This window comes from Planococcus sp. TJ-307 (genome assembly GCF_058268435.1).
The window spans coordinates 400,202-418,042 of the sequence record NZ_JBZDOJ010000003.1 but is presented as its reverse complement, the minus strand read 5'-3'; the positions used below and the strand labels follow the sequence as shown (position 1 = coordinate 418,042).

The window sequence follows — 17,841 nt, the reverse complement described above, 5'->3', positions numbered from 1 at the left end:
GCTAAACTTAAATAAATATAGTTAAATTTTGTATCGAATAAAAGGCAATAGGGCAGAATCATTTCTGTTATTTTTTACTTACCCTTTTGAATTGCTGAGAAAGTAAATAATAATAATTGAGGTGCTGTATGGAGATAACATTTCAGGAACTAGGGATGTATAATAATTTTGAAGAGCTGGCGAGTGACGTACTTGGCCTAGCCAAAGAAATTTTGCCGGATCATTTGTTTTATTTAAGTTCCATTAGTGGCAATCAGCAACTAATCTTAAAGCTTTCTGACCATGAGACAAGTATTCCGATGGCTGAGAACACGATATTTAATATTAGCGACTCATTGTGCCATCAGGTCGATTTCGAGAAAAAACAACCTGCGATTTTTAGAGACACGAGAGAAGAAAGCGATTTAGATCATTTAAGAGAAGGAATCGAGGGAGCCAATGTCCGTTCTTATTTAGGCATTCCGATTTCGCTCGTAAACGGAGAAAAGTTTGGGACATTGTGCGCGGTAAATGACAAAACCAGTCTTTTTGATGAAAGAAGCATCGATTTATTGCAGCGGATTGTTCGAATGTTTTCCTACTACTTAAATCTGGAGCGATTTGCATATCGCGACTCGTTGACGGATCTCTATAATAGACGGTACTTATCTAAATTTTATGAGCAATATGCCAAAGATGGAGGCACAATGTTTTTCATGGATTTGGATGGATTCAAAAAAGTGAACGATGTACATGGCCACGAGGCTGGAGATTTGGTGTTAAAAGAAGTGGCTTCGAGGCTTCAAAAATTTGTGAAGCAGCACTCTGATTCCTTTGTGGCCAGAATAGGCGGTGATGAGTTTGTCATTCACTTTTCTACTTTATCAAATAAAGCAGAAATGACTCGACAGGCAGAACAATTGCTCAAAAACTTAAGCACATGGGATGCCCAATACCAACTTTCTGCAAGTATTGGAATTGTCACGTATCCGATCAATGGTACGGACGATTTGCAGACACTTCTAAAAAATGCGGACCAGGCATTGTATCGTGCAAAAACGTCTGGAAAGAATACGTACAATTTCTATTAAGCAGCTCAGCTAATGAGAGTATGGATGGATTCGAAAATTTATCATCTAATGAAACGATCAAACGTGCCTGATTCGGGTGGTGGAATTTGAAGGGAGTTGACCAGATGGCGGAACTAAGTCAATTGCAAAGGATTTATAATCAATCCACATACAAGTTGACCGGCCACGGCGCACGAAATGTTCATGTGCTGAAAGAAGCTTTTCAGGCAGTTGATGGCGAGTTGCTCAGTGATTTGTATGGACAAGGCCAAGTAATTGAAGATTTCCAAAAGAAAATGGCTGCTTTGCTTGGAAAAGAGAGCGCTGTCTTTTTTCCAAGCGGTACCATGGCCCAACAAATTGCGTTGCGCATCTGGTGTGATGAAAAAGGCATAAGAAAAGTAGCCTACCATCCGCTTAGCCACTTGGAAATTCATGAAGAAGACGGGTTAAAAGAATTGCATAACATTGACTCGGTTTTTCTGACAGACCGCGATCAAGTGGTTGATCTGGCAGACGTACTGGAACTGAGAGAAGAGGTTGCCACTGTGTTGCTGGAGCTGCCGCAACGCGAAATCGGCGGGCAGTTGCCGAGCTTTGAAACGCTTGAACAAATTTCGCAGCATTGCCGCGACAAGGAAATCAGGCTGCATCTTGATGGGGCCCGGCTGCTTGAAGTTTTGCCGTATTACAAAAAAACTGCGGCCGAGGTTTGTGCGTTATTTGATAGTGTTTACTTATCTTTGTACAAAGGCATCGGCGGAATTGCAGGTGCGATATTAGCAGGAGACGGCGATTTTGTGGACCAATCAAAAGTTTGGAAAAGACGGCACGGCGGCGATTTAATCAGTTTGTACCCTTACATCATCGCAGCCGATTTTTATTTTGACATGCGGGTACACAAAATGGAGCAGTATTTTAAAGAGGCCCAGGAAGTTGCGGATGAGTTTAATTCTTGTTATGGTATTTCCACTCTTCCTGCTGTTCCTGTTTCAAATATGTTCCATGTCCACTTTCCATATGCTAAAGAGCGAGTGGAACTCGTTTTATTAGAATTGGAACAACAAATAGGCGTAGGAATAACCAATCATTTAAAGGCGAATGGGAAGCATTCTTGTTCGTTTGAAGTGACTATGGGAGATCAGTATTCACTGGTACCTAAAGAACGCGTTAAAGAGTTATTTGAGCAGCTTGATAAAAGCATGACAAATCATTTTTTGACTAGAAATTAATGCTGAGCAGCTGTTAATGATGTGAACCCTCTCTACAATTTTCCAAATTGTGGAGAGGTTTTTTTGTGTGCGTGGCACTTTTATTTTCGGGATGTTTCCAAGAAACAAAGAAATTCTGTTTATCCATCTAAACTTCGATCTAGAGCCCGCGACTTTCCACAAATGCATGATTCGTGTAAACTGTATAAGGTTAAGAAAAAATGAGATAGTGTTGCACACATAGACAATGATTGATTTTCACTATAAAACCAAGAAGAATTTTCGGATAGAGGCTTCGCCTAACATCCCGTAATGAAAGGATTGAAACTTGAACATGAAAGAGAATTTTTGGCTTGATTTGCCAAAGCCGTTTTTTGTATTAGCGCCAATGGAAGATGTTACAAATGTTGTGTTTCGCCATGTAGTGGCTGAAGCGGCAAGACCTGATGTATTTTTTACCGAGTTTACGAACACGGAGAGCTATTGTCACCCGGAAGCTGTTTTCAGCGTGCGGGGGCGTTTGACGTTTACCGAGGATGAGCAGCCGATGGTGGCGCACATATGGGGAAACAAACCCGAACATTTCCGGGAAATGAGCATCGGTATGGCGAAGCAGGGCTTTAAAGGAATCGACATTAATATGGGATGCCCTGTGCCTAATGTTGCCGCAAAAGGAAAAGGCAGCGGTCTGATCAATTACCCGGGCAACGCAGCTGAAATTATCCAAGCATCAAAAGCAGGCGGATTGCCTGTCAGTGTCAAAACACGTCTCGGCTATACCAACGTGGACGAGTGGAAAGGCTGGCTGACTCATGTGTTGGCGCAGGATATCGCCAATCTGTCGATCCATTTGCGTACCAAAAAAGAAATGAGCGCGGTGCCTGCACATTGGGAACTCATTCCGGAAATCAAGAAACTCCGGGATGAAATCGCGCCGAATACACTCTTGACGATCAATGGAGACATCCCGGATCGCCAGGCGGGCCAGGAACTTGCCGACAAATACGGCATTGATGGCGTCATGATTGGGCGCGGCATTTTCCACAATCCGTTTGCTTTTGAAACAGAACCAAAAGAGCACAGCAGCAAAGAATTATTTGACCTGCTGCGGATGCATCTGGATCTTCACGACAAATACTCAACAGACATCGAACCGATTTCATTCAAACCGCTTCGCCGTTTCTTTAAAATCTATGTTCGCGGCGTCCGTGGCGTTGGGGAATTGAGAAACCAATTGATGTACACAGAAACGACGGATGAAGTGCGGGTATTGCTTAACGATTTTGAAGCTGCAATGGAAGCTGAAAATTTACAAGCTGCAGAAAACAGCTGAGTTTGGAATAAGTTCATAAATAAAGTTTTTGCAAAAGGCCTCCCGCCAATTCACTGAATTGGCAGGAGGCCTTTTTTACAGCTTCGGAAATTTCTTGCGTTTTTTTGGGTATAAAATTACAATGAAAGCAAAAATATATTAGTAAGAGAAAAAGCGAAAAGAGCTGAACTTAGAAGGTGGGCAAGAACCAATAAAGAACAAACAGAAAGGAGCACAGTTTCCAAAAAATTGAGCATGTTGGATTCCAGTTACACTTTCAAACATCGTATTGTCTCAACTGATGCTGCAGTCCGGATGGAAATGATCGAACTACTTTCTGAATGCCAGACACTCATGCTTCGTTGCCGCTAGCAGAAGCAAGATTATTGGAAATGCATTCAGGCCAAAGGAGTCGGATAAGATGAAGAAATATTTGGCTGAGTTTATCGGTACGTTTATTTTGGTGTTTTTGGGGACAGGTGCAGCAGTTGTTTTGGGCGGGTACACAGGAGGCACGGACACAGGATTTTTGGGCGTTCTGGCGATTGCATTTGCTTTTGGGCTTTCTATTGTCGCCGGTGCGTATGCCATTGGCCACGTTTCAGGATGCCACGTCAACCCGGCCGTTTCTTTGGCTGTATTGATGTCTGGCAATCTGACGCTTAAAGAATTTGGGGGATATGTGGGTGCGCAGATTTTAGGGGCATTGGCAGGCAGTTCGGTTCTCGCTTTTGTCAACGCCAGTTCGGCAAATTTGGAAGGGTTCGGTGCAAACGGGTATGGAGAGTTGAGTGCAGTTGGATTAAATTTGACGGGTGCCCTTGTCGTCGAAGTGATTCTTACCTTTATCTTTGTCCTGGCCATTCTTGGTGTGACTTCAAGCAAGTCCACTTCGCACATGGGAGGAATTGTGATCGGGTTGACACTGACGCTGGTCCACATTATCGGCATCCCGCTGACTGGTACTTCTGTCAATCCGGCCAGAAGTTTAGCTCCGGCTATTTTTGCGGGCAGCGATGCGTTGGCTCAAGTTTGGGTATTCATTGCTGCTCCTCTGGTTGGAGCAGCTCTGGCAGCTCTTGTGTTTAAATCTTTCTTTGTTGTCAAAGAAGAAACCGGTATTGAGGTGGCGGGAGAGCCTGATATCGATAGAGCAGACAAGTAACAAAAAACTGCTTCCTGCTAAAAAAAGGAAGCGGTTTTTTGTTTGTCTACAGATGGCGCTTATATGAAAGGCTTTAGCATAAGACCTAAATAATATCTAAATTAACGAACTATTCTGTATTTTATATTGATTTCCAGTGTAAGCGCTTTTATAATAAGGATAATACCAAATGTGCTGAATTGGAACATATGTAAAACAGCTTTCATTGAAGCGGGGAAGGGAGCGTGGGTAATGAAAATTGAGGAAGAGCTGGCGATTATTGAACTGGAAGCAGATTCAAAAGAACAAGTGTTGCAGCAGTTAGGCAGCCGGTTAATCAGGCAAGGCTACGTCAAAGAAGGATTTATCGAAAGCATACTCCAAAGAGAAGTGGCTTATCCGACGGGATTGCCGACTGAACCATATGGTGTAGCGATTCCGCACACGGATGGAGACATGGTGAATCGCTCAACAGTAGCCTTTGCCAGCTTGAAAAAACCTGTTCCATTTTTGATGATGGGCACTGATGACAAACTGGTAGATGTGAAGCTGATTTTTATGCTCGCTTTAAAGAGTCCGGATGACCAATTGGAAATGCTGCAGAAACTAATGGGGCTGATCCAAGACACGGACATGGTTTCGAAACTGGTCCGGATCAAAAGTGTTGAAGCACTGAATGAACTCGTGGAAGGCAAAGTATAAAATCATTAAAGTTTCCTGAAATAGCCCTTTTCTTTCGATAAATAAAACACAAATCGAGGAGTGAAGTTGATGGGATTCCTGCAATGGTTCGTAGATCTTGGTGCTTCTGTTTTGCTTCCAATTTTAATCTTTATCTTTGCGCTGGTACTGGGCACTAAACCAGGAAAAGCAATACGTGCCGGCATCATTGTCGGGATTGGGTTTGTCGGGATCAACCTGGTTATCGGGTTGCTTGTTTCCAGCTTGGGGCCCGCCGCTCAATCAATGGTCGACAATTTCGGCTTTGAGTTAAACACTATTGATGTGGGCTGGCCTGCGGCTTCGGCAATTTCTTACGGCACGTCTTTAGGCAGTTTGGCGATACCGCTTGGTGTTGGCGTCAATTTGCTGTTGCTGACTTTTGGGTTAACCAAAACGCTGAACGTCGACATTTGGAATTTTTGGCATGTGGCGTTTACGGGCTCTTTGGTCTACGCGCTGACTTCGGATTTTTGGCTTGGGGTCTTGACCATCATTGTTCACTTAATGCTGCTTTATTTAATGGCAGACGTTCTCGCCAAGCATATTGGCAAATTTTATGGCTTCCAAAACATTACTTTTCCACATGGAACTTCGGCACCTTCTGCTTTTGTGGCGATGCCAATGAACTGGGTCTTTGACCGTATTCCAGGATTCAACAAATTGGAAGCCGACCCAGAGTCGATTCAAAAAAGACTCGGTATTCTCGGCGACTCGACCATTATCGGTGTATTGATTGGGATATTGATTGGGATATTGGCGGGTTACGACGTCCCAGGCATCCTGCAGCTGTCGATTCAAACGGGTGCGGTCATGGTGCTGCTTCCGCGCATGGTAGCCCTATTGATGGAAGGGTTGATTCCGGTTTCGGAAGCAGCCGGGGAGTTTGTCAAAAAACGCTTTCCCGGAAGAGACCTCTACATCGGGATGGACAGTGCTTTGGCAATTGGCCATCCAGCAGTCTTGTCCTCCGCGCTGCTGATTGTGCCGATCACGATCTTTATGGCTGTTCTGCTGCCGGGAAATTCCGTTCTGCCATTTGCGGATCTGGCCTCCATTCCTTTCCTGATTTGCTTGATGGTGCCGATATTTAGAGGGAATATCATCCGGACAGTCATTGGCGGATCGATTTATATCGGTGTTGGTTTTTATATCGCGACATGGATTGCGCCGCTGTTTACGGAAGCTGCCATCGCATCAAATTTCGAGATGGGCGAGAACACCAGCATTTCGTCCTTGATCGATGGAGCGGTTTGGACAACGTTCATCTTCGTATGGATTCCTAAAATCCTCAGCTGGTATGGCATGATTGGGTTGGGATTATTGATCTTGTTCGGGCTAGTTTATCAGAATAAAATTAAGCCAAAGCGCGAAAAACAGATAGAAGCACCAAGAGAGGAAGAGAAAATTCAATGAAAAAACTATTGATAATGTGTGGAACAGGAATCGCTACATCGACTGTGGTCAAAGGGAAAGTCGAGCAATGGCTGAAGGACAATAACTTGAGCCAGGAAGTGAAAATTTATCAATCCAAAGTCAGTGATGAAATCGGCCGGATTGACGAATACGATGTCGTATTGTCGACTACCTTGGTGCCCAATAACATTAAAGATAAGGTAATCGACGGAGTGCCGCTCTTAACTGGCATCGGGGTTGATAGCATGTATGAAAGAGTACTGGCAGAAATTAAACGCGAATAAAGAAAAACGGTCACACAAGAAATCAATTGATTTCTTGTGTGACCGTTTTGTTATAGAGTCCAAGGTTTTTCTGCTAATCGACTATCGTGGATTAAGGCAAAGAATTAATAACCTCATTAAGCTGTTCCTTCACGATATCCGGACGCTGTTCCGCAAATGCTCTGAGGCGGTTTACTTCTGATTCCCAGACTTCGGTGGAGGATAAAGATTTCCAACGCTCCAGATGAGTTGGCATTTCTGGTGCAATTTGAGCTTCCAAATCATTAATCTTTTCCAGAACATTCGGAGTGTTGAAAGGCCCTTCAATCATTTCATTCATTATGGTCTGGAATTTCGATTGAACTGTCTCATTTTGCATTAAAGATCTAAACAAGACTGTGGACTCGTCATCTCTTAATGCCCAGCGTAAGGTATTATGATTCTGCATATTTTGTTCTTCGTATCTTGCAAATCCAAAGTCGGTATCAAAAAGCATCCAACGCCATCGGCCATCGCTGCCATAAGGACCACCTTCGGTAAATTCTACATTTTTGCGCCATAGTGCAGTGTTGTTAGTGCCTGAGTCTGTGTTCCCAATAAAGATTTGGATTGCCATGTAATTCAAGTAATTTTCGAGATCCAGCTGCTGTTCCATGTGAGCGAGGTGTTGTGATTGCCTCAGGTCATTTGCATTGGCATAAGCTAGCATTTCATTGTAATGGACGTCATCACCAAGTGAACCTTCCTCAATTGAAAATCCTGAGTCCTCCTCACTATCTGACTCTAATAACACAATTTCGGCTGCATCTAAGTTGTATTTTATTTCAATGTACTCAGCGTTAAAGGATTCTCTTAAATTGTGAAGACCCCAATACTCGCCATTGATTAAAACTACTGCAGGTTTGTATGCCTGGGTATCAATTGGCCGATCTGCTACCAATTCCTGAATTAGGGCATCTCGAAACATCGTGCTATTCCAATCATTACCAGAATTCCGGAGGGTTAATTGGTTAAACTCTTCGACAGAATGGTTTTCGAAAAATGGATAGTAAAAACGACTTTGACCATATTCGCTTTTTGAGTACATTCTTAAGCTTTTTTGTGGATAATTACGCGTTACGCCTCCATGAATGCGCAAGCCGATATTTTGTGACAATGTCCGTTCATTATCAGGTTCGAAGTATTCAACATGGGCTAGCCTTTCCCATTCGCTTCCTCTTTTATTGTAATTGCTTTCTTCTGCCAATTGCATTCGATTAAAATACATGCCTGGGACATAAATGCCTTCTTCTTCACTAAATAATGAATCAGGATCAACAGAGAGGGCAATTACCGGCAAAGTTGGACTTACTTCGTTTAATAAATAGGTTTGAGTAATGGTTTCACTCATTTCTCCAGCTTCGTAAGTTGAAGCCCTAATAACAATTCCTTTTTTTACAGTGGCAGCATCAAACTGATAGGCTGCAGTATTTGGTGAGGTGTTAATATTTGCCAAGACAGCCCCTTGATTTTTCAGCTCTTCATTTAAAACAATGGAAGATTGATAACGAGTGGATTGAACGGTAGGCAAAGAACCATCAACCGTATAATAAATTTCTGCATTTGAATTACTCGATTCTAAAGTCAAACTAGAACCTGGAGCAATGATTCCTCCTTCTATTGAGAAAAGGGGAGGCGCAGCTTTTACATCAAAATCCTTATCTAAGATGTTCGGGGCCAAATCGGCAAGAGGAGTATAATCTACGATCCCATTCCCGGTCAAGTAAAGCCGTTCTGTAAGTTGAACCAGACTGCGAAGTGGTACTGTATCTTTAATTTGATTATTCCGCAAGTTAACATCTTTTAGTGTTTCAATGCCGCTCAGTACATCAATAGACATAATTCGATTGCCTCGCGCATTTAGGTTAACAAGGCTATCGCTATTGTTCAATGCGGTTAATTCTTCAATGTTATTGTCACGTATGTTTAGCGTATGCAGCTGAGTCAAGCCTTCTGCAAAATCAATTTCAGTCAAACGATTATTTTCGATATTAATGTCTTCAATCATTGGGCTAGACAACTTTAGTTCCGTTAATTCGTTGAAGCTTACATCCAAACTAACTAAATTAGTCAATTGTTCAATTCCATCTACGGACGTTAATAAATTGTCTGATAAAATTAAGGTTTCTAAAGAAGTAAAATGCTCGATGCCATCGATGTTCGTCAAGGCATATCCGGATAAATCCAATTCTGTAATTTCTTTTGCAGTTTGTTGGTTAAAATTTGTTGAAGGAATTTCTGCCTCTACTTCCAAAGCTTGTGCAAATGAAGTATCTAAGACGGTAGCTTCATTTGCTGTATAATACATGCCTGACCAAAATGCAATCAAAAAAATCATGATTGCAAAAGCTAATAAAAATTTCATAGGTCCTCCTTCTGCATTTGGGACTGTTCAAACGGTTTAAACACGGTTTGAAAAAATAAACAACTACTAGTATACTATCAAGAGTTCTAGAATTTAACAATGATATCTGCATAGTGACAGGATTTTACGAAAGTGGTGGCTTAATGGCTCAAGAAATTTTTAAACGATATGAAGTAAAATATCTTATTTCTTTCTCACAGTATGTAGACTTGAGAGAAAAAATACTTGAGCATATGAGGTACGATACATATGGAAATCAAGAAGGGAAATACAATATCGTTAGTTTATATTTCGATTCAGACGATGCTAGAATCTACCATGAGACGCGAAATAAAATGCCGTTTCGGCAAAAACTGAGATTGCGAATTTACGATCGTGCCAATCTAAACAGTACTGCTTTTATCGAAATCAAACAAAAATTCAAAAATGTTGTCAACAAAAGACGAACTGTTATACCTCTTGGCAAAGCATACGAAGCGCTCGAAACTACAGACAGTGGGGACGTTTCTCAATTTCTAGCTTCCAATAATCAAATTTTGAAAGAGGCATTGCATTTTAAAGAATTGTATCAGTTGAAGCCGGAGGTCATTGTTAGTTATGACCGTCAAGCGTTTGTGGGCATTGATCAACCAGATTTACGTGTCACGTTCGATTATAACTTGATGTGTCGGAAAGATGATCTGGCGATTGAAAATGGTCCACAAGGTGAATCTTTCATTGATTCGGATATGGTTGTACTTGAAGTCAAAGTATCTGACACTGTACCTTTTTGGCTTGCCCGATTGCTTAGCAACAGCAACTGCAGCAAAGAAAGCGTTTCAAAATTTTGTTCCAGTATAGATTTATTAGCAGACCTTGCAACAGAAGAAAAAATTGCTAAGAACGGAGAGCCCATGACGACATGATTACAGATTTTAATAGCATCACTCAAACTTTTTTAACCGATATCAAACAATTGGCAGATATTACATCACGCTTGACTGTTTTAGAAGCCATAGCCGCCATTTTCTTGAGTTTTATTTTAACTACTATTATTGCGTTTCTTTACAAAAAAACACATACGGGTGCACGTTATTCTCAGTCTTTTGTCCAAACGATTATCATAATGGGGGTCACAGTGGCAGTAGTTATGATAGTCATTGGCAATAATGTAGCTGTGGCTTTCGGTTTGGTCGGCGCTTTTTCCATTATTCGCTTCCGTAGCGCAATGAGCGATCCAAAAGATATTGCATTTATCTTCTTTGGCATGGCTACAGGTATTTCCTGCGGTCTAGGCTTTTACATTTTAGCCATCATCTTTACCGTTTCGTTGTCAGCTATTATTTTGATGTTGTATTTTATGGATTTCGGCAAAAGCGCAACTTCCAAAAAACGTTTGACGATAACGGTTCCCGAAAACTTACACGACGAAAATACCTTCGATAAAATATTATCAAAGCATTTAAAGTTTTTTGCACTCAGTTCAATCGAGACAACCAATTTAGGAACGATGATACAGTTGGTATACGTGGTCCAAAACAAAGAAGGTATAAAAGATAAACAATTAATGGATGAATTGCGGCAAGTAAATGGCAATTTAAAAGTATCAATAAATTATATTGGCACGGAAGTTTTTTAACCCAATGAAACAACTAAAAACAGGCATCTTCAAATCGATTATGGTCGATGAAGATACCTGTTTTTAGTTTGACCTATAAATTCTTTCCTCTGGTCTCAATCACATTTTTATACCAATGGAACGACAGTTTTTTCTTGCGGTTCAGCCCATCTTTGTGATCGACATAAATAAAACCGTATTGCTTTTTATAGCCGTTCAGCCAGCTCAATAAGTCAATAGCTGACCAAGCGTAATAACCTTTCAGGTTAATGCCTTGGCGTATGGCAAGTTTAATGACCTTCAAATGCTCTTCAATGTATTTAATGCGTGGAACATCAACGATTTCGCCATCAATGATCGGATCTTCGTCGCCGAGCCCATTTTCAGTGACGTACATTTTGACGTCGCCATAGCGCGCTTTTAGCATATGCAATCCATCCAAAAATCCTTGTGGCGAAATTTCCCATCCCCATTTGGTATAAGTTTTGTCACCCATTTTGACGGTTCGGTAAAAGCCATCAAATGAAGGGCTGCCAGGAACTAGCGTGGAGCTTTCTCTTGAATGTTCTATGGAAGAAACTGCTTCCAGATTTTTTTCCACACGGATCGGCTGGTAATAGTTGAGGCCGATAAAGTCATTGTTCTCAGCGTTTCTTCTCAAAGTGTCGAGCTCTTCTTCTGTCCAGTCGGGTGTCCACCCTTTTTCCTCTAGCTGCTGGACGACATAGGGCGGGTATTCGCCTTTTAAAATCGGGTCATAATACCAGAAGGTCTCGTATTCGTTGGCATGCTGAGCTGCTTGTAGGTTGTCTTTATTGTCATCTACGCTATAAGCAGGAAGGAAGACATGTGTAATGCCAATTTCGCCATATTGCTTCAGGTTCTTGTAAGCTTCTACTGCTTTGGCGTGTGCATAGAAAACATGGTGTGTCGCTTGGAAGTATTTCTTTTCGTCATTTTGGATACCTGGCGGATGCGCACCCTTCAAATAGCCGAGTCCACAGAACATGACCGTTTCGTTGAACGTGATCCAATGCTTAACGCGGTCGCCGAACGCTTGGAAACAAATTTCCGCATACTTGACGAACGCGTCAACTGTCCGCTTATTGGTCCACCCGCCATCTTCTTCCAGTGCCAGTGGCAAATCCCAATGATATAATGTCACAAATGGAACAATGCCGTATTTTAAGCATTCGTCGATCAGGTTGTTGTAAAATTCAAGACCTTTTTCATTCACTTCACCATCACCATCAGGCAAAATACGTGCCCATGAAACGGAAAAGCGATACGATTCAAGACCCATCTCAGCCATTAATCGGACATCTTCTTTGTAGCGGTGATAATGATCGATGGCGATGTCGCCATTTGTTCCTTCAAAAGTTTTTCCGGGAATTTTTGAAAAGACGTCCCAGTTGGTTGTTCCTTTACCATCTTCATTGGCTGCGCCTTCTACTTGATAGGAAGCAGAAGCTGCACCGAATAAAAAGTCATGTGGAAATTTCAATTCGCTCTCGCCTTTTTTCATTTTGTACGACCTCCATCTGCATTTGCTACTGTACAGTATAGCAGGCGGGTGCTGGAAGACCAATGGCTTAGAAGAAGCAAAACGTATTGGGGGAAATAAGATTCAGAAGAAAAGAGTTATTTAACCTGTAGCTCCTTCTTTAGACACAGAAAAGACAAAAGTAGTAGGTTAAAATAATCGCAAAAGGGAATACTATGTAAAATGAAGCTTTGGTCATTTAAAGTGGAGGTAATAGAAAAATGAAGAATGTAGAAGACGCAAAACGTCTGCTCATTGCCGAAAAGCTCAAGCATTACAATGAACGCTTGGCGGATATGGAGCGCGATTTGCAGTTTTTTTATGAAGAGTCAAAGGATGATAAAGAGTCTCTGGAAATTATTGTGGACCTGCAGCATAAAGTAAGACAATTAAAAAAAGTGAAAAATAGTGAAAATCATCAGACAGTCATCTAAAACTGTCTTTTTTTGTTGTCTATTGCCTGCCTGATGGACTCGGAAATATGTGCTATTATTAGAGATGGATTTAATGTGGATAGACATCAATACGGGAATTCAACAGGAGGCAATAAAATGGATAATAATGATTTGTTGATTAGGCTTCGCTATGCACTGGACATAAAAAATAAAGATGTGATTGAGATTTTCAAATTAGGCGGCGTGGAGCTAAGCAAGGAAGAAGTGCTGAAAGTGCTGACGAAAACTCCGGAAAGTGACGAAGAAGATGATGACAGCATCTGGGCTGAGCCCGAAAACGAGGATTACATCAAAGCAGATGATCATTTATTCGAATCATTTTTGAATGGCTTGATCATCTTCAAAAGAGGCCGTCAAGAGCCTAAACCTGGACAACCCGAGGTTCCAGCAATGACAAATGAACGTTCGAACAACCTGTTGCTGAAAAAAGTGAAAATCGCTTTGCAGCTGACCAGCGAAGATGTATTGGAAATTTGGGATTTGGCTGGAGTGACCGTAACAAGAGGTGAGTTGGGCGCATTGCTTCGAAAAGTAGGCCACAAAAACTACAAAGAATGCGGCGATCGCTACGCACGCAACTTTCTTAAAGGACTGGCAATTAAATACAGAAAATAAAAGAGCATTTCCACCTGTCGATCAAATTGGCAAGTGGAAGTGCTTTTTTTTGTGAAAGTTAAAAAATTACAGGTGATATTAAAAGAATACAGGTGATAGCGCTTTCATTCTTAATTTCTGAATTTATACTAAAGTTGTACTTAACTTAGTTAAAGGGAGAGGGATGAACAATGAGAAAGAATTTGAAAGGTGTTCTGTTTTTGATGATGCTGTTGGTATTTGCACTGGTAGCTGCTGGATGCAACAGTGATGAAGAGAGCGGAGGCGGATCTTCATCGGCTGTGGATGTGGGAATTGTACTGCCAACTAAAGATGAGCCAAGATGGGTTCAAGATGAGCAGCGCTTTCAAGACGCATTAGCAGATTCTGAATACTCAACTGAAATTTTGTTCAGCCAAGGTTCTTCAGCAAAAGAAAAAGAGAATGTTGAAGCTCTTTTGAACAAAGGCATCAAAGTATTGATCATTACTCCTCATGACGGGCCGGCAGCTGCAGCAGCAGTAGAAGCGGCAAAAGCAGAAGATGTAACAGTCATTGCTTATGACCGTTTGATTACAGATACGGATGCAGTGGATTATTACGTAACGTTTGACAGCTTAGCGGTAGGAGCAGCACAGGCTCAATACCTGGTTGACAATGCAGAAGGCACAGACATTCCGCTTTACCTTTATGCAGGAGCTTCTTCAGATAATAACGCCTTCTTGTTTTTCCAAGGCGCATGGGAAGTACTTCAGCCTAAAATCGCAGATGGTACATTCAAAGTAGCCAACTCAAGTGAAGCCGAAGCATTAAAAGATACGAAAGAATTGTCACGTGAGCAATTGAGCCAAATTATTGGCCAAGTGACAACCAACTGGGATCCGAACGAATCGAAAAACAAAGCACAAACGCATTTGACTTCTGTAAGCGATGACATGAAAGGCGATGTAGCAATTCTAGCGCCGAATGATGGAACAGCCCGTTCAATCGCAGATGTATTTGCTTCTGACAGTGCAGTAACCAATTATTTGATCACTGGACAGGATGCAGAAAAAGCTTCAATCCAGTACATCATCGACGAAAAGCAATCCATGACAGTCTTTAAAGATGTTCGTTCATTGGTAACAGACGCAATGGGCATGGCTGTTGAAGTATTGGATGGTAATACACCTGAAACGACTGGAACTTATGACAACGGCTCGGTAGAAGTAAAAGCAAAACAAACACCGGTCATCGTGGTAGACCAGGAAAACGTCCAAGCCGAATTGATCGATTCCGAGTATTACGAAGCAAGTGAGTTTACAGGGCTAGAGTAAAAATACAGAGAAGCGGAAAAATAGTGATAGAACCTCTATCGCTATTCTTCCGTTTCACTCGTATTTAGAGCAGGGAGGCGATTGCATGAGCGATTATATTTTAGAAATGAATAATATCACCAAGGAATTCCCAGGCGTGAAGGCCCTGTCTGATGTCAGTTTTAAAGTAGAAAAGGGAGAAATTCACTGTTTGATTGGCGAAAACGGAGCTGGGAAATCCACCTTGATGAAAGTGCTGAGCGGTGTTTATCCTTATGGAACTTACAAAGGCGATATCGTTTTTGAAGGAGAGGTCCAACAGTTTAACGAGATTAATGACAGTGTCCGGGCCGGAATCGGCATCATCTATCAAGAGCTTGCCCTGTTTCCGGATCTGACGGTCTATGAAAACATTTTTGCCGGCAACGAAATCAAAAAAGGGCCATTTGTCGATTGGAATGAAACCGTTGTTCAAGCGACTCGCATGCTGAAAAAAGTAAAGCTGAATGTCACACCGGAAACCTTGATCAAGGATCTCGGGGTTGGAAAACAGCAACTGGTTGAAATCGCCAAAGCACTCAGCAAAGACGTCAAGCTGCTCATCCTCGACGAGCCAACCGCTGCGTTAAATGAAAACGATAGTGAAAACTTATTGGATTTGTTGAAGGAACTGAAAAGCCAAGGCATCAGCTGCATCATGATTTCCCATAAATTAAAGGAAGTCATCTCAATTGCAGACAAAGCAACGGTGCTGCGGGACGGCAAGACGATTTGCACGCTGGATTCTCGCAAAGGGGAAATTACTGAAAGCATTATCATCAAAAACATGGTCGGGCGCGAAATCGAAGACATTTATCCAAAACGGCCGGACAAGAAAATCGGCGAAACCGTATTAAAGCTGACAGACTGGTCTGCCTACGATACGCAGCTCGGGCGCAAAGTGGCAAAAAACATTAACCTGGAAGTGAAAAAAGGGGAGATTATCGGAATTGCGGGTTTGATGGGATCAGGCCGCACCGAACTGGCCCTCAGCATCTTCGGCAACCCTAAAAACTACAAGCTTGATGGGGAGCTGGAAGTGCACGGAAAAAAAGAGAACTTTAAGCACACCAGCGACGCCATTAAAGCGGGTATCGCTTATGTGACGGAAGACCGCAAAGGCGACGGGCTGTTTCTGATACAGGACATCAAAATCAATGTCTCCGCTGCCCATATGAAGGGCATTTCAAAGAACGGCATCCTGAACTTGAACGAAGAAGTAAAAGTCGGGACCGAATATAAAAAATCGCTCAATATCAAAGCCAGCTCTCTCGAACAAGTGGTCGGCAAATTGAGCGGCGGCAATCAGCAGAAAGTTTCGCTTGGCAAATGGCTGTTCACAGGACCGAGAATTCTCATTCTCGACGAGCCCACCCGCGGAATTGATGTTGGGGCGAAATTCGAAATCTACACCATCATGAACGAACTGATTAAAGAAGGGCTCAGCATCATTATGATTTCCTCAGAACTGGGTGAGATCATGGGAATGAGCGACCGCATCTACGTAATGGCTGAAGGTGCGGTGAAAGGCGAATTAGCAATTGAAGAAACGACTCAAGAGACCATTATGGAGCTCGCGACGCAATAGGAGGCAGTCACAATGAATCTATTTACGGAAGCTAAATCCATCGTAAAACTAAATATCCGCGATTACGGCATGTACATCGCGTTGATCGTTATCATGCTGACTTTTACGATCATGACGGATGGCCTGTTCATCTCTTCTCGAAACATCAGCAATCTGCTGGACTCAGCAGGTTACATTGCTGTTCTTGCTGTGGGCATGACCTTGGTCATCGTTATCCGCCACATTGATTTATCCGTAGGTTTTGTTGCCGGCTTTTTAGGTGCAGTCGCGGCCATCTTTATGACACAGCTTGGTTTTTCCATCTGGATTACCATTCCCGCCATATTGTTGTTTGGGATTTTGATCGGTTGCTTTAATGGATTCTTGATTGCGCAGCTTGGCATTCCGGCTTTTGTGGCAACGCTGGCAGGAATGCTTATCTTCCGTGGAGCTTTACTGAACGTTACGGAAGATACAGGAACCATCATCATCAACAACGATCAATTTAATGCCATTGGCAATGGCTTTATTCCTTCGCTGATGCTGGTCAACGGTCTTCATTTGTTGTCCTTGCTGGTCGGAGTTGCAGCCATTCTTTTATACATTTACAGTGAAATTTCTACTCGAAAAAATAAAATGACTTACGGTTTTGACGTCATGTCAAGCGGTATTTTTCTCATAAAACTCCTGCTGGTTTCTTTGGTAATTGCCTACATTACATGGATTTTGGCCGGCTATAACGGATTTTCATGGACGATGGTCATCATGCTTCTGGTGGTAGTCATCTACCATTTCCTGACGACCAAAACGGTGCTGGGCCGCAATATTTACGCAGTCGGGAGCAATCCGGAAGCTGCGCATTTGAGCGGTATTAACGTTAAGAAAATCACCTATATTGTTTTTGGCTCCATGGGTATGCTGGCTGCCTTGTCCGGCTTGCTGTTCACTGCACGCCTCCAGTCAGCTACAACCACTGCAGGTACATTGTTCGAACTGGATGCCATTGCAGCGGCTTATGTAGGTGGTGTTTCGTCGGCTGGTGGTGTGGGGCGTGTTACGGGAGCCATCATCGGCGCCGTGGTTATGGCTTGTTTGTCCAGCGGGATGAACTTGCTTGGAACCGGTATTTCTTATCAGTACATGATTCGTGGAGGAGTGCTGGCGGCAGCTGTTATTTTTGATGTCATGACGCGCCGGCAGCGTGCTTAGGAAGTTTAAAAGATAAAAGCGGC

At 42.5% G+C, this 17,841-nt stretch carries 16 protein-coding genes; 14 read left to right on the top strand and 2 right to left on the bottom strand.

The window, feature by feature from the left end; all coding sequences use genetic code 11:
- The first annotated feature begins 128 nt into the window (after positions 1 to 128).
- From AC4EHK_RS13580 to AC4EHK_RS13550, 7 genes are all read left to right on the top strand, one after another.
- Positions 129 to 1,070 carry a GAF domain-containing protein gene (locus AC4EHK_RS13580; protein WP_490979321.1) on the top strand — a complete coding sequence of 314 codons (942 nt, stop codon included), beginning with the start codon at positions 129 to 131 and terminating at the stop codon, positions 1,068 to 1,070.
- Between the two features lie 104 nt (positions 1,071 to 1,174).
- Positions 1,175 to 2,281: a threonine aldolase family protein gene (locus AC4EHK_RS13575; protein ID WP_490979320.1), complete on the top strand. Its 1,107-nt coding sequence runs from the start codon at positions 1,175 to 1,177 to the stop codon at positions 2,279 to 2,281.
- Positions 2,282 to 2,594: 313 nt separating this feature from the next.
- The gene (locus tag AC4EHK_RS13570) at positions 2,595 to 3,593 is read left to right on the top strand and encodes a tRNA dihydrouridine synthase (protein WP_490979319.1); all 999 of its coding nucleotides are present in this window, start codon (positions 2,595 to 2,597) and stop codon (positions 3,591 to 3,593) included.
- A 400-nt stretch (positions 3,594 to 3,993) separates the two neighbouring features.
- Positions 3,994 to 4,737, top strand: a complete 744-nt coding sequence (locus tag AC4EHK_RS13565; RefSeq protein WP_490979318.1) for an aquaporin — start codon at positions 3,994 to 3,996, stop codon at positions 4,735 to 4,737.
- Between the two features lie 231 nt (positions 4,738 to 4,968).
- Complete coding sequence (locus tag AC4EHK_RS13560; RefSeq protein WP_490979317.1) at positions 4,969 to 5,418, top strand: PTS sugar transporter subunit IIA; 450 nt, start codon at positions 4,969 to 4,971, stop codon at positions 5,416 to 5,418.
- Between the two features lie 69 nt (positions 5,419 to 5,487).
- A complete protein-coding gene (locus tag AC4EHK_RS13555) occupies positions 5,488 to 6,852 on the top strand; it encodes a PTS galactitol transporter subunit IIC (protein ID WP_490979316.1) in 1,365 nt (454 codons plus the stop codon).
- Positions 6,849 to 7,136 (top strand): PTS sugar transporter subunit IIB, encoded by a 288-nt coding sequence (locus AC4EHK_RS13550; RefSeq protein WP_490979315.1) that lies wholly within the window; start codon positions 6,849 to 6,851, stop codon positions 7,134 to 7,136. The genes AC4EHK_RS13555 and AC4EHK_RS13550 overlap by 4 nt, the downstream gene beginning before the upstream one ends.
- A 91-nt stretch (positions 7,137 to 7,227) precedes the next feature.
- Here the strand turns inward: AC4EHK_RS13550 and AC4EHK_RS13545 are convergent, their stop codons facing one another.
- The gene (locus AC4EHK_RS13545) at positions 7,228 to 9,519 is read right to left on the bottom strand and encodes a CotH kinase family protein (RefSeq protein ID WP_490979314.1); all 2,292 of its coding nucleotides are present in this window, start codon (positions 9,517 to 9,519) and stop codon (positions 7,228 to 7,230) included.
- A gap of 143 nt (positions 9,520 to 9,662) precedes the next feature.
- Between AC4EHK_RS13545 and AC4EHK_RS13540 the strand changes: the two genes are divergently transcribed.
- Both AC4EHK_RS13540 and AC4EHK_RS13535 read left to right on the top strand, forming a co-directional pair.
- Complete coding sequence (locus AC4EHK_RS13540) at positions 9,663 to 10,424, top strand: polyphosphate polymerase domain-containing protein (protein WP_490979313.1); 762 nt, start codon at positions 9,663 to 9,665, stop codon at positions 10,422 to 10,424.
- Positions 10,421 to 11,137, top strand: coding sequence for a DUF4956 domain-containing protein (locus AC4EHK_RS13535; RefSeq protein WP_490979312.1), 717 nt, complete (start codon positions 10,421 to 10,423; stop codon positions 11,135 to 11,137). The genes AC4EHK_RS13540 and AC4EHK_RS13535 overlap by 4 nt, the downstream gene beginning before the upstream one ends.
- Positions 11,138 to 11,210: 73 nt before the next feature.
- Here the strand turns inward: AC4EHK_RS13535 and AC4EHK_RS13530 are convergent, their stop codons facing one another.
- A complete protein-coding gene (locus AC4EHK_RS13530) occupies positions 11,211 to 12,620 on the bottom strand; it encodes a GH1 family beta-glucosidase (RefSeq protein ID WP_490979366.1) in 1,410 nt (469 codons plus the stop codon).
- A gap of 260 nt (positions 12,621 to 12,880) precedes the next feature.
- On the opposite strand from AC4EHK_RS13530, the gene AC4EHK_RS13525 reads away from it, so the two are divergent.
- The 5 genes from AC4EHK_RS13525 (at position 12,881) to AC4EHK_RS13505 (ending at position 17,818) form a co-directional block, all read left to right on the top strand.
- Positions 12,881 to 13,093 carry a hypothetical protein gene (locus AC4EHK_RS13525; RefSeq protein WP_490979311.1) on the top strand — a complete coding sequence of 71 codons (213 nt, stop codon included), beginning with the start codon at positions 12,881 to 12,883 and terminating at the stop codon, positions 13,091 to 13,093.
- Positions 13,094 to 13,210: 117 nt separating this feature from the next.
- Positions 13,211 to 13,729, top strand: coding sequence for a YehS family protein (locus AC4EHK_RS13520; protein ID WP_490979310.1), 519 nt, complete (start codon positions 13,211 to 13,213; stop codon positions 13,727 to 13,729).
- Positions 13,730 to 13,899: 170 nt separating this feature from the next.
- Positions 13,900 to 15,024, top strand: a complete 1,125-nt coding sequence (locus AC4EHK_RS13515; protein WP_490979309.1) for a sugar ABC transporter substrate-binding protein — start codon at positions 13,900 to 13,902, stop codon at positions 15,022 to 15,024.
- 85 nt (positions 15,025 to 15,109) lie between these two features.
- A complete protein-coding gene (locus AC4EHK_RS13510; RefSeq protein WP_490979308.1) occupies positions 15,110 to 16,630 on the top strand; it encodes an ATP-binding cassette domain-containing protein in 1,521 nt (506 codons plus the stop codon).
- A 12-nt stretch (positions 16,631 to 16,642) separates the two neighbouring features.
- On the top strand, positions 16,643 to 17,818 hold the full coding sequence (locus AC4EHK_RS13505; protein WP_490979307.1) for a sugar ABC transporter permease: 1,176 nt from the start codon (positions 16,643 to 16,645) through the stop codon (positions 17,816 to 17,818).
- Positions 17,819 to 17,841: the final 23 nt, after the last annotated feature.